Here is a 12,644-nt window from a genome sequence, read left to right as displayed (position 1 = left end):
AACATGGTTGTCACCCTGATTCACCCAATCGCGATGGACGACGGTCTGCGTTTCGCAATCCGTGAAGGCGGCCGTACCGTTGGCGCTGGTGTTGTTGCTAAAGTTATCGCTTAATCGCTGATAAAGTTTGACGCGACACGCGGTAAAAGGGCATCATTTGATGCCCTTTTTCTACGCTGTGAACTAGAACCTATCTCATCAGCGATTTTGCAGTCATAATCATTGGTGAGATGGGCTCTTAAACCGTATTGACTGAAATACGTCATAGCGTAAAACACCGGGATAGCGCTGAAGCGGTATCCGATCGGTTTGGTTTGCCTCGCAATGCGAGGCAAAGTTGTTTGTTCTGAATCATCATTGTGACAGGTTGGTTTATGAGTGCGAATACCGAGGCTCAAGGGAGCGGACGCGGCCTGGAAGCGGCAAAGTGGCTGATCGTCGCCGTTCTGTTGGTTGTGGCTATTGTCGGTAACTATTACTACCGTGATTTAAGCCTGCCATTGCGCGCGCTGGCAGTTGTGCTGATCATCGCCGTTGCAGGTGCAGTGGCTCTGATGACCACCAAAGGCAAAGCCACCGTTGCGTTTGCCCGCGAAGCGCGTACCGAAGTACGTAAAGTGATTTGGCCAACTCGTCAGGAAACGCTACACACCACGTTGATCGTTGCCGCGGTAACCGCCGTGATGTCACTGATTCTGTGGGGGCTGGATGGTATTCTGGTCCGTCTGGTGTCGTATATTACTGGCCAGAGGTTCTAAAATGTCTGAAGCTCCAAAAAAACGTTGGTACGTCGTTCAGGCGTTTTCCGGTTTTGAAGGTCGCGTAGCACAATCGCTGCGTGAACACATCAAACTGCACGATATGGAAGAGCTGTTCGGCGAAGTGATGGTGCCTACGGAGGAAGTGGTTGAAATCCGTGGCGGCCAGCGTCGCAAGAGCGAGCGTAAGTTCTTCCCTGGCTACGTGCTGGTGCAGATGGTGATGAATGACGCCAGCTGGCACCTGGTGCGCAGCGTACCGCGCGTCATGGGGTTCATCGGCGGTACGTCTGACCGTCCTGCGCCAATCAGCGATAAAGAAGTTGATGCGATCATGAACCGCCTGCAGCAGGTTGGTGACAAGCCGCGTCCGAAAACGCTGTTCGAACCGGGCGAGCTGGTGCGCGTCAACGACGGCCCGTTTGCCGATTTCAACGGTGTGGTCGAAGAAGTCGATTACGAGAAGAGCCGCCTGAAAGTTTCCGTTTCCATCTTTGGCCGTGCAACGCCGGTGGAACTGGACTTCAGCCAGGTTGAGAAAGGCTGATCGAATAATCAGCAATGAGTGGCGCGTTGCCGCTTGTCAAAGGCGCGAAATTGAACTACAATTTCGCGCCTTTTGTTTTTAGATGCCTTGCCTGATGCATGTTGGGCGGGGTGAAACACGGGGAGCCTCTTACGAGGCGATACTACCCAAACCGAGGAAATTTAAATGGCTAAGAAAGTACAAGCCTACGTCAAGCTGCAAGTTGCAGCTGGTATGGCGAACCCGAGCCCACCAGTGGGTCCAGCTCTGGGTCAGCAGGGCGTTAACATCATGGAATTCTGTAAGGCATTCAACGCTAAGACTGACAGCGTTGAAAAAGGTCTGCCGATTCCGGTTGTTATCACCGTTTATTCTGATCGCTCCTTCACTTTCGTTACCAAAACCCCGCCAGCAGCAGTTCTGCTGAAAAAAGCGGCTGGTATCAAGTCTGGTTCCGGTAAGCCGAACAAAGACAAAGTAGGTAAAGTGACCCGTGCTCAGGTACGTGAAATCGCAGAAACCAAAGCTGCGGACATGACTGGTTCTGACGTTGAAGCGATGACTCGCTCCATCGAAGGTACTGCTCGTTCCATGGGCCTGGTAGTGGAGGATTAAGAGATGGCTAAGCTGACCAAGCGCATGCGCGTGATCCGTGACAAAGTTGATGCTACTAAACAGTATGACATCACTGAAGCTGTTGCTCTGCTGAAAGAGCTGGCCACCGCTAAATTCGTAGAAAGCGTTGACGTTGCCGTTAACCTCGGCATCGACGCTCGTAAATCTGACCAAAACGTTCGTGGCGCTACCGTTCTGCCACACGGCACCGGTCGTTCCGTTCGCGTTGCCGTATTTGCCCAAGGCGCTAACGCTGAAGCAGCGAAAGCTGCCGGCGCAGAGCTGGTAGGTATGGACGATCTGGCTGACCAGATCAAGAAAGGCGAAATGAACTTCGACGTTGTTATTGCTTCCCCGGATGCAATGCGCGTTGTTGGTCAACTGGGCCAGATCCTGGGTCCACGCGGCCTGATGCCAAACCCGAAAGTGGGTACCGTTACTCCGAACGTTGCTGAAGCAGTGAAAAACGCTAAAGCAGGTCAGGTTCGCTACCGTAACGACAAAAACGGCATCATCCATACCACTATCGGTAAGGTTGATTTCGACGCAGACAAACTGAAAGAAAACCTGGAAGCCCTGCTGGTTGCGCTGAAAAAAGCAAAACCTTCTCAGGCGAAAGGCATGTACATCAAGAAAGTTAGCCTCTCCACCACCATGGGTGCTGGCGTTGCTATCGATCAGAGCGGTCTGTCTGCTGCAGCGAACTAATCGCATTTGCGATTATCGCTTTGACTTGGGGCCAAGATTTGTCTAGAATCTTATGCCCCAAGGTTTTGCTATTGGCTATGCCGTAGGCAAAACAAAGATTTTTCGGTTGGAGCCTGGCCTATCCAGGCCTCCGTCCAAGACCGCAGGTGTATCGCAAGATACTTAATCCTTCCTGCGTAGACGGTGACAGAGCCTAAGAAAATTTTTCTTTTTTATAAAAGAATGTCTTTGCTGGATTCTGCTCACCGTGTTAAGCCGCTCGGCGTGGCGTTTTACAAAGCGCCGAGTGAAGTGAGTTCCGGGGGATTTTCCCCGGCTAATCCAGGAGCAAAAAGCTAATGGCATTAAATCTTCAAGACAAACAAGCGATTGTTGCTGAAGTCAGCGAAGTAGCCAAAGGCGCGCTGTCTGCGGTTGTTGCGGATTCCCGCGGCGTTACCGTAGATAAAATGACTGAACTGCGTAAAGCAGGTCGTGAAGCTGGCGTTTACATGCGTGTTGTTCGCAACACCCTGATGCGTCGCGTAGTTGAAGGCACTCCATTCGAATGCCTGAAAGACACGTTTGTCGGTCCTACCTTGATTGCATTCTCTCACGAACACCCGGGCGCTGCTGCTCGTCTGTTCAAAGAGTTCGCGAAAGCGAATGCAAAATTCGAGGTTAAAGCTGCGGCCTTTGAAGGTGAGCTGATCCCAGCGGCGCAAATCGACCGCCTGGCGACGCTGCCAACTTACGAAGAAGCGATCGCACGCCTGATGGCAACCATGAAAGAAGCCGCTGCCGGCAAACTGGTTCGCACTCTGGCTGCAGTACGCGATCAGAAAGAAGCGGCGTAAGCCACTCTTTCTTAGCCTTTGCTAACGTATTTAAACTATTTCTGAATTTTAGGAACAATTGTTATGTCTATCACTAAAGACCAAATCCTGGAAGCAGTTGCCGCTATGTCCGTAATGGACGTTGTTGAACTGGTTTCCGCTATGGAAGAAAAATTCGGCGTTTCTGCTGCTGCTGCTGTAGCTGTTGCTGCTGGCCCAGCTGAAGCTGCTGAAGAGAAAACTGAATTCGACGTTATCCTGAAAGCTGCAGGCGCTAACAAAGTTGCTGTTATCAAAGCAGTACGTGGCGCTACCGGCCTGGGTCTGAAAGAAGCTAAAGACCTGGTTGAATCTGCTCCAGCCGCTCTGAAAGAAGGCGTGAGCAAAGATGACGCAGAAGCTCTGAAAAAATCTCTGGAAGAAGCTGGCGCAGAAGTTGAAGTTAAATAAGCCAACCTTTCCGGTTGCAGCCTAGTCTTTTAGGCTGATGGCTGGTGACTTTTTAGTCACCAGCCTTTTTGCGCTGTAGGGCGCCAGTAGCGTTTCACACTGTTTGGCTGCTGGTTTCGCCTCCCAATGTTTGTTTCTATTGACGACTTAATATACCGCGGTCTTTGCACTACCAGGAGTTCTGGGGGAAGACGCGATGAAATGGTTTAAGCGTGATAGCAAGAGACATTGCGGAAAGTGTTCCCGCTTTCCGGTCGACAAAACGGTGTTGCATGAACTGTCCCTAATCGGACGGACAGATTGGGTCACTGATCAGCGAGCTGAGGAACCCTATGGTTTACTCCTATACCGAGAAAAAACGTATTCGTAAGGATTTTGGTAAACGTCCACAAGTGCTGGACATACCATATCTCCTTTCTATCCAGCTTGACTCGTTCCAGAAGTTTATCGAGCAAGATCCAGAAGGGCAGTACGGCCTTGAAGCCGCATTCCGTTCTGTTTTCCCTATCCAGAGCTACAGTGGCAATTCGGAGCTGCAATACGTTAGCTACCGTCTTGGTGAGCCGGTCTTCGACGTCAAAGAGTGCCAGATCCGTGGTGTGACGTTCTCTGCACCGCTGCGCGTAAAACTGCGCCTGGTTATCTATGAGCGCGAAGCGCCTGAAGGTACGGTCAAAGACATCAAGGAACAAGAAGTCTACATGGGCGAAATTCCGCTCATGACCGAAAACGGCACCTTTGTGATCAACGGTACTGAGAGGGTTATCGTATCTCAGTTGCACCGTAGTCCTGGCGTATTCTTCGACAGCGATAAGGGTAAAACCCACTCCTCGGGTAAAGTGCTGTACAACGCACGCATCATCCCTTACCGCGGTTCATGGTTGGACTTCGAGTTCGATCCGAAAGACAACCTGTTCGTGCGTATCGACCGTCGCCGCAAACTGCCTGCGACCATCATTCTGCGCGCGCTGAACTACACCACTGAACAGATCCTCGACCTGTTCTTTGACAAGATCGTCTTCGAAATCCGCGACAACAAGCTGCAGATGGAGCTGGTGCCAGAGCGCCTGCGTGGTGAGACCGCTTCGTTCGACATCGAAGCCAACGGCAAGATCTACGTAGAGAAAGGCCGTCGCATCACCGCTCGTCATATCCGTCAGCTGGAAAAAGACGACATTCAGAGCATTGAAGTACCGGTAGAGTACATCGCGGGCAAAGTGGTCGCGAAAGACTATATCGATACCAATACCGGCGAACTGATCTGCGCAGCCAACATGGAGCTGTCGCTGGATCTGCTGGCCAAGCTGAGCCAGTCCGGCCACAAGCGCATCGAAACGCTGTTCACCAACGATCTGGATCACGGCGCGTACATCTCTGAAACGCTGCGTGTCGATCCGACCAACGATCGTCTGAGCTCGCTGGTAGAAATCTACCGCATGATGCGCCCTGGTGAGCCGCCAACGCGCGAAGCTGCCGAAAGCCTGTTCGAGAACCTGTTCTTCTCCGAAGACCGCTACGATCTGTCCGCGGTGGGTCGCATGAAGTTCAACCGTTCTCTGCTGCGCGACGAGATCGAAGGTTCGGGCATCCTGAGCAAAGACGACATCATCGAAGTGATGAAGAAGCTCATCGATATCCGTAACGGCAAGGGCGAAGTGGACGATATCGACCACTTGGGCAACCGTCGTATCCGCTCCGTCGGCGAAATGGCCGAGAACCAGTTCCGCGTAGGTCTGGTGCGTGTTGAGCGTGCGGTGAAAGAGCGTCTGTCTCTGGGCGATCTGGATACCCTGATGCCTCAGGACATGATCAACGCCAAGCCGATTTCGGCGGCGGTGAAAGAGTTCTTCGGCTCCAGCCAGCTGTCCCAGTTCATGGACCAGAACAACCCGTTGTCCGAGATCACGCACAAGCGTCGTATCTCCGCACTGGGCCCGGGCGGTCTGACCCGTGAGCGCGCCGGCTTTGAAGTTCGAGACGTACACCCGACCCACTACGGCCGTGTGTGCCCAATCGAAACGCCGGAAGGTCCAAACATCGGTCTGATCAACTCCCTGTCCGTGTACGCACAGACTAACGATTATGGCTTCCTGGAAACCCCGTACCGCCGCGTGCGTGACGGCGTGGTGACCGATGAAATCAACTACCTGTCTGCTATTGAAGAAGGCAACTTCGTTATCGCCCAGGCGAACTCCAACCTGGATGAAGAAGGCCGCTTCGTAGAAGACCTGGTCACCTGTCGTAGCAAAGGCGAATCAAGCCTGTTCAGCCGCGACCAGGTTGACTACATGGACGTATCCACCCAACAGGTTGTTTCCGTTGGTGCTTCACTGATTCCATTCCTGGAACACGATGACGCCAACCGTGCATTGATGGGTGCGAACATGCAACGTCAGGCCGTACCAACCCTGCGCGCTGACAAGCCGCTGGTCGGTACCGGTATGGAACGCGCTGTAGCGGTTGACTCCGGCGTAACCGCCGTTGCCAAACGCGGCGGTGTGATCCAGTACGTGGATGCTTCCCGTATCGTTATCAAAGTTAACGAAGACGAGATGTACCCGGGCGAAGCAGGTATCGATATTTACAACCTGACCAAGTACACCCGTTCTAACCAGAACACCTGCATCAACCAGATGCCGTGTGTGAATCTGGGTGAGCCAATCGAGCGCGGCGACGTGCTGGCGGATGGCCCATCGACAGACCTGGGCGAACTGGCACTGGGCCAGAACATGCGCGTAGCGTTCATGCCTTGGAACGGCTACAACTTCGAAGACTCCATCTTGGTCTCCGAGCGCGTGGTGCAGGAAGATCGCTTCACCACCATCCACATTCAGGAACTGGCGTGCGTGTCTCGCGACACCAAGCTGGGGCCTGAAGAGATCACCGCCGACATCCCTAACGTGGGTGAAGCTGCGCTCTCCAAGCTGGATGAATCCGGTATCGTGTATATCGGTGCTGAAGTGACCGGCGGTGACATTCTGGTCGGTAAGGTAACGCCTAAAGGCGAAACCCAGCTGACGCCGGAAGAGAAACTGCTGCGTGCGATCTTCGGTGAGAAAGCGTCTGACGTTAAAGACTCTTCTCTGCGTGTACCGAACGGCGTTTCCGGTACGGTTATCGACGTGCAGGTCTTCACCCGCGATGGCGTGGAAAAAGACAAGCGTGCGTTGGAAATCGAAGAGATGCAGCTGAAGCAGGCGAAGAAAGACCTGACGGAAGAACTGCAGATCCTGGAAGCCGGCCTGTTTGCACGTATCCACGCGGTGCTGGTTGCCGGTGGCATCGAAGCCGACAAGCTGAGCAAGCTGCCGCGCGATCGCTGGCTGGAACTGGGCCTGACCGACGAAGAGAAGCAAAACCAGCTGGAGCAGCTGGCTGAGCAGTACGACGAACTGAAATCCGACTTCGAGAAGAAGCTGGAAGCCAAGCGTCGTAAGATCACTCAGGGCGACGATCTGGCGCCGGGCGTGCTGAAAATCGTCAAGGTTTATCTGGCCGTTAAGCGTCAGATCCAACCGGGTGACAAGATGGCGGGCCGCCACGGTAACAAGGGTGTTATCTCCAAGATCAACCCGATCGAAGATATGCCTTACGATGAAAACGGCACGCCGGTAGACATCGTACTGAACCCGCTGGGCGTACCATCACGTATGAACATCGGTCAGATCCTGGAAACCCACCTGGGTATGGCTGCGAAAGGCATCGGTGAGAAAATCAACCAGATGCTGAAGCAGCAGCAGGAAGTGGCCAAGCTGCGTGAGTTCATCCAGAAGGCCTACGATCTGGGCGACGACGTTTGCCAGAAAGTTGACCTGAACACCTTCAGCGACGACGAAGTGCTGCGTCTGGCAGAGAACCTGAAAAAAGGTATGCCGATCGCAACGCCGGTGTTTGACGGTGCGAAAGAGACTGAAATCAAGAAGCTGCTGGAAATGGGCGGTATCCCGACCTCCGGTCAGATCACGCTGTTCGATGGCCGTACCGGTGAGCAATTCGAGCGCCAGGTTACTGTCGGCTATATGTACATGCTGAAACTGAACCACTTGGTTGACGATAAAATGCACGCCCGTTCAACCGGTTCTTACAGCTTGGTTACTCAGCAACCTCTGGGTGGTAAAGCGCAGTTCGGTGGTCAACGCTTCGGTGAGATGGAAGTGTGGGCACTGGAAGCATACGGCGCGGCTTATACCCTGCAGGAAATGCTCACCGTTAAGTCGGATGACGTTAACGGCCGTACCAAGATGTACAAAAACATCGTGGATGGCGACCACCGGATGGAGCCAGGCATGCCGGAATCCTTCAACGTACTGTTGAAAGAAATCCGCTCGCTCGGCATCAACATCGAACTGGAAGACGAGTAATCGTCACTCCGGCTCAGGCTCCCCGCCTAAGGGAGCCTGAGGGTGGTTGTTCAGGTCACACGGGTACCTACTGCGGTTGTGGGTACCCAACAGGTTTAACTCCGACAGGAGCCAATCCGTGAAAGACTTATTGAAGTTTCTGAAAGCGCAAACTAAGACCGAAGAGTTTGATGCGATCAAGATTGCTCTGGCCTCGCCAGACATGATCCGTTCGTGGTCGTTCGGTGAAGTTAAGAAGCCGGAAACCATTAACTACCGTACGTTCAAACCAGAGCGTGACGGCCTTTTCTGCGCCCGTATCTTCGGGCCGGTAAAAGATTACGAGTGCCTGTGCGGTAAGTACAAGCGCTTGAAACACCGCGGCGTGATCTGTGAGAAGTGCGGCGTTGAAGTGACCCAGACCAAAGTGCGTCGTGAGCGCATGGGCCACATCGAGCTGGCTTCGCCGACCGCGCACATCTGGTTCCTGAAATCGCTGCCATCCCGCATCGGTTTGCTGCTGGATATGCCGCTGCGTGACATCGAACGCGTACTGTACTTCGAATCCTATGTGGTGGTCGAAGGCGGTATGACCAACCTCGAGCGCCGTCAGATCCTGACTGAAGAGCAGTATCTGGACGCGCTGGAAGAGTTCGGTGACGAATTCGACGCCAAGATGGGTGCGGAGGCTATTCAGGCCCTGTTGAAAAACATGGATCTGGAAGCCGAGTGCGAGCAGCTGCGTGAAGAGCTGAACGAAACCAACTCCGAAACCAAGCGCAAGAAGCTGACCAAGCGTATCAAGCTGCTGGAAGCGTTCGTACAGTCTGGTAACAAGCCAGAGTGGATGATCCTGACCGTGCTGCCGGTACTGCCGCCGGATCTGCGCCCGCTGGTTCCGCTGGATGGCGGTCGTTTCGCGACCTCGGATCTGAACGATCTGTATCGCCGCGTGATCAACCGTAACAACCGTCTGAAACGCCTGCTGGATCTGGCTGCGCCTGACATCATCGTGCGCAACGAAAAGCGTATGCTGCAAGAAGCGGTAGACGCCCTGCTGGATAACGGCCGTCGCGGTCGTGCCATCACCGGTTCCAACAAACGTCCTCTGAAATCTTTGGCCGACATGATCAAAGGTAAGCAGGGTCGTTTCCGTCAGAACCTGCTCGGTAAACGCGTTGACTACTCCGGCCGTTCCGTAATCACCGTAGGTCCATACCTGCGTCTGCATCAGTGCGGTCTGCCTAAGAAGATGGCGCTGGAGTTGTTCAAACCGTTCATCTACGGCAAGTTGGAGCTGCGTGGCCTGGCCACCACCATCAAAGCCGCCAAGAAAATGGTTGAGCGTGAAGAAGCCGTCGTTTGGGATATCCTGGACGAAGTGATCCGCGAACACCCGGTACTGCTGAACCGTGCACCAACCCTGCACCGTTTGGGTATCCAGGCGTTTGAACCGGTTCTGATCGAAGGTAAAGCGATCCAGCTGCACCCGCTGGTTTGTGCGGCCTATAACGCCGACTTCGATGGTGACCAGATGGCTGTTCACGTACCGCTGACGCTGGAAGCCCAGCTGGAAGCGCGTGCGCTGATGATGTCCACCAACAACATCCTGTCCCCAGCGAACGGCGAGCCAATCATCGTTCCTTCTCAGGACGTTGTACTGGGTCTGTACTACATGACCCGCGACTGTGTTAACGCCAAGGGCGAAGGCATGGTGCTGAACGGTTCCAAAGAAGCTGAGCGTGTTTACCGCGCCGGCCTGGCGTCTCTGCATGCGCGCGTTAAAGTGCGTATCACCGAAGACGTCAAAAACGCCGAAGGCGAATGGACTTCTCAGACCAGCATCATCGACACCACCATCGGCCGCGCCATCCTGTGGATGATCGTACCGAAAGGTCTGCCGTACTCGATCGTTAACCAGCCTTTGGGCAAGAAAGCGATCTCCAAGATGCTGAACACCTGTTACCGCATCCTGGGCCTGAAGCCGACCGTTATCTTTGCTGACCAGATCATGTACACCGGTTTTGCTTACGCAGCCCGTTCCGGCGCTTCCGTAGGTATCGACGACATGGTTATCCCGGCCAAGAAAGCGGAGATCATCGAAGAAGCGGAAACCGAAGTTGCCGAGATCCAGGAGCAGTTCCAGTCTGGTCTGGTTACCGCCGGCGAACGCTACAACAAAGTGATCGATATCTGGGCTGCAGCGAACGAACGCGTTGCGAAAGCGATGATGGAAAACCTGTCGGTAGAAGACGTGGTTAACCGTGACGGCGAAGTGGAACAGCAAGTTTCCTTCAACAGCATCTTTATGATGGCCGACTCCGGTGCGCGTGGTTCCGCCGCTCAGATTCGTCAGCTGGCCGGTATGCGTGGTCTGATGGCGAAGCCGGACGGCTCCATCATCGAAACGCCAATCACCGCGAACTTCCGTGAAGGTCTGAACGTACTCCAGTACTTCATCTCCACCCACGGTGCTCGTAAAGGTCTGGCGGATACCGCACTGAAAACCGCGAACTCCGGTTATCTGACCCGTCGTCTGGTTGACGTGGCGCAGGATCTGGTGGTGACCGAAGACGACTGTGGCACCCACGACGGCATCCTGATGACTCCGGTTATCGAAGGTGGCGACGTGAAAGAGCCACTGCGTGAACGCGTTCTGGGCCGTGTGACGGCAGAAGACGTCCTCAAGCCGGGTACGGCGGACATTCTGGTGCCACGCAACACCCTGCTGAACGAGAAGGCGTGTGACCTGTTGGAAGAGAACTCTGTCGACAGCGTTAAAGTCCGTTCCGTGGTGAGCTGTGAAACCGACTTTGGTGTGTGTGCAAACTGCTACGGTCGCGACCTGGCACGTGGCCACATCATCAACAAAGGTGAAGCCATCGGCGTTATCGCGGCACAGTCCATCGGTGAGCCGGGTACACAGCTGACGATGCGTACGTTCCACATCGGTGGTGCGGCATCTCGTGCGGCTGCTGAATCCAGCATCCAGGTGAAAAACAAAGGTAGCCTCAAGCTGAGCAACGCGAAGTTCGTTATGAACGCCGCGGGCAAGCTGGTGATCACCTCGCGTAACACCGAACTGAAACTGATCGACGAATTCGGCCGTACCAAAGAAAGCTACAAGGTGCCTTACGGTGCCGTGATGGGCAAAGGCGACGGTGAAGAAGTTAACGGCGGCGAAACCGTTGCTAACTGGGATCCGCACACCATGCCGGTCATCAGTGAAGTCAGCGGCTTCATTCGCTTCGCGGACATGGTTGACGGCCAGACCATTACTCGCCAGACCGACGAACTGACCGGTTTGTCTTCTCTGGTCGTTCTGGACAGCGCAGAGCGTACCGGTAGCGGTAAAGACCTGCGTCCGGCACTGAAAATCGTTGACGCTCAGGGCGAAGACGTATTGATCCCAGGCACCGATATGCCTGCTCAATACTTCCTGCCGGGCAAAGCGATCGTTCAGCTGGAAGACGGCATTCAGATCGGTGCGGGTGATACCCTGGCACGTATTCCTCAGGAATCCGGCGGTACCAAGGATATTACCGGTGGTCTGCCGCGCGTTGCCGACCTGTTCGAAGCACGTCGTCCGAAAGAGCCGGCAATCCTGGCTGAAATCAGCGGGATTATCTCGTTCGGTAAAGAGACCAAAGGCAAACGTCGCCTGGTGATCTCTCCGCTGGACGGCAGCGACGCTTACGAAGAGATGATTCCGAAATGGCGTCAGCTCAACGTGTTCGAAGGCGAAGTGGTGGAACGTGGTGACGTCGTTTCCGACGGCCCAGAGTCTCCGCACGACATTCTGCGTCTGCGTGGTGTGCATGCGGTTACCCGCTACATCACCAACGAAGTGCAGGAAGTTTACCGTCTGCAAGGCGTTAAGATTAACGATAAGCACATCGAAGTTATCGTTCGTCAGATGCTGCGTAAAGGCACCATCGTTAGCGCTGGTGGCTCCGAGTTCCTGGAAGGCGAGCAGGCTGAAGTGTCTCGCGTCAAGATTGCCAACCGTCAGCTGGAAGCTGAAGGTAAAATCGCGGCAACCTTCTCGCGCGATCTGCTGGGTATCACCAAGGCTTCCTTGGCGACCGAGTCCTTCATCTCCGCTGCATCGTTCCAGGAAACGACGCGCGTTCTGACCGAAGCTGCCGTAGCCGGCAAGCGTGATGAACTGCGTGGCCTGAAAGAGAACGTCATCGTGGGCCGTCTGATCCCAGCCGGTACCGGTTACGCTTATCATCAGGATCGCATGCGTCGTCGTGCTCAGGGTGAAGCGCCGGTTGTTCCGCAAGTCAGCGCGGAAGAAGCGACGGCTAACCTGGCCGAGCTGCTCAACGCAGGCCTGGGCGGCAGCGACGACGAGTAATCGTCATCCGCGCCGCGGGCCCGGCATGCCGGGCCCATCGCCAGATAAACCGCTCCCTCGGGGGCGGTT

Annotated in this window: 9 protein-coding genes; all 9 read left to right on the top strand. The window is 54.6% G+C overall.

Going from position 1 to position 12,644, the window contains the following annotated elements:
- Positions 1 to 114, top strand: a 114-nt coding sequence (locus AC4PR2_RS24290; RefSeq protein WP_455678424.1) for an EF-Tu C-terminal domain-related protein, incomplete at its 5' end; no start/stop codon positions are given.
- A 260-nt stretch (positions 115 to 374) separates the two neighbouring features.
- Positions 375 to 758: a preprotein translocase subunit SecE gene (gene secE, locus AC4PR2_RS24285; protein ID WP_492175578.1), complete on the top strand. Its 384-nt coding sequence runs from the start codon at positions 375 to 377 to the stop codon at positions 756 to 758.
- A gap of 1 nt (position 759) precedes the next feature.
- Complete coding sequence (gene nusG / locus AC4PR2_RS24280) at positions 760 to 1,305, top strand: transcription termination/antitermination protein NusG (protein WP_004929914.1); 546 nt, start codon at positions 760 to 762, stop codon at positions 1,303 to 1,305.
- A 165-nt stretch (positions 1,306 to 1,470) separates the two neighbouring features.
- Positions 1,471 to 1,899: a 50S ribosomal protein L11 gene (gene rplK, locus AC4PR2_RS24275; RefSeq protein WP_015376316.1), complete on the top strand. Its 429-nt coding sequence runs from the start codon at positions 1,471 to 1,473 to the stop codon at positions 1,897 to 1,899.
- 3 nt (positions 1,900 to 1,902) lie between these two features.
- Positions 1,903 to 2,607 (top strand): 50S ribosomal protein L1, encoded by a 705-nt coding sequence (gene rplA / locus AC4PR2_RS24270; RefSeq protein ID WP_019456443.1) that lies wholly within the window; start codon positions 1,903 to 1,905, stop codon positions 2,605 to 2,607.
- A gap of 338 nt (positions 2,608 to 2,945) precedes the next feature.
- The gene (rplJ, locus tag AC4PR2_RS24265) at positions 2,946 to 3,443 is read left to right on the top strand and encodes a 50S ribosomal protein L10 (protein WP_004929905.1); all 498 of its coding nucleotides are present in this window, start codon (positions 2,946 to 2,948) and stop codon (positions 3,441 to 3,443) included.
- 63 nt (positions 3,444 to 3,506) lie between these two features.
- Complete coding sequence (rplL, locus tag AC4PR2_RS24260) at positions 3,507 to 3,872, top strand: 50S ribosomal protein L7/L12 (protein ID WP_004929903.1); 366 nt, start codon at positions 3,507 to 3,509, stop codon at positions 3,870 to 3,872.
- Between the two features lie 332 nt (positions 3,873 to 4,204).
- Positions 4,205 to 8,233 (top strand): DNA-directed RNA polymerase subunit beta, encoded by a 4,029-nt coding sequence (gene rpoB, locus AC4PR2_RS24255; RefSeq protein WP_492175576.1) that lies wholly within the window; start codon positions 4,205 to 4,207, stop codon positions 8,231 to 8,233.
- Positions 8,234 to 8,351: 118 nt separating this feature from the next.
- Positions 8,352 to 12,575, top strand: a complete 4,224-nt coding sequence (gene rpoC, locus AC4PR2_RS24250; protein WP_047729347.1) for a DNA-directed RNA polymerase subunit beta' — start codon at positions 8,352 to 8,354, stop codon at positions 12,573 to 12,575.
- The last annotated feature ends 69 nt before the right edge of the window (positions 12,576 to 12,644 follow it).

It is taken from the genome of Serratia sp. A07, assembly GCF_058725505.1.
This window is presented reverse-complemented; position numbering and strand designations above follow the sequence as displayed.

What these genes read in the sequence shown, in the direction of transcription:
- secE (WP_492175578.1), top strand. Translation starts at nt 375, where the DNA reads ATGAGTGCGAATACCGAGGCTCAAGGGAGCGGACGCGGCCTGGAAGCG.
- nusG (WP_004929914.1), top strand. Translation starts at nt 760, where the DNA reads ATGTCTGAAGCTCCAAAAAAACGTTGGTACGTCGTTCAGGCGTTTTCC.
- rplK (WP_015376316.1), top strand. Translation starts at nt 1,471, where the DNA reads ATGGCTAAGAAAGTACAAGCCTACGTCAAGCTGCAAGTTGCAGCTGGT.
- rplA (WP_019456443.1), top strand. Translation starts at nt 1,903, where the DNA reads ATGGCTAAGCTGACCAAGCGCATGCGCGTGATCCGTGACAAAGTTGAT.
- rplJ (WP_004929905.1), top strand. Translation starts at nt 2,946, where the DNA reads ATGGCATTAAATCTTCAAGACAAACAAGCGATTGTTGCTGAAGTCAGC.
- rplL (WP_004929903.1), top strand. Translation starts at nt 3,507, where the DNA reads ATGTCTATCACTAAAGACCAAATCCTGGAAGCAGTTGCCGCTATGTCC.
- rpoB (WP_492175576.1), top strand. Translation starts at nt 4,205, where the DNA reads ATGGTTTACTCCTATACCGAGAAAAAACGTATTCGTAAGGATTTTGGT.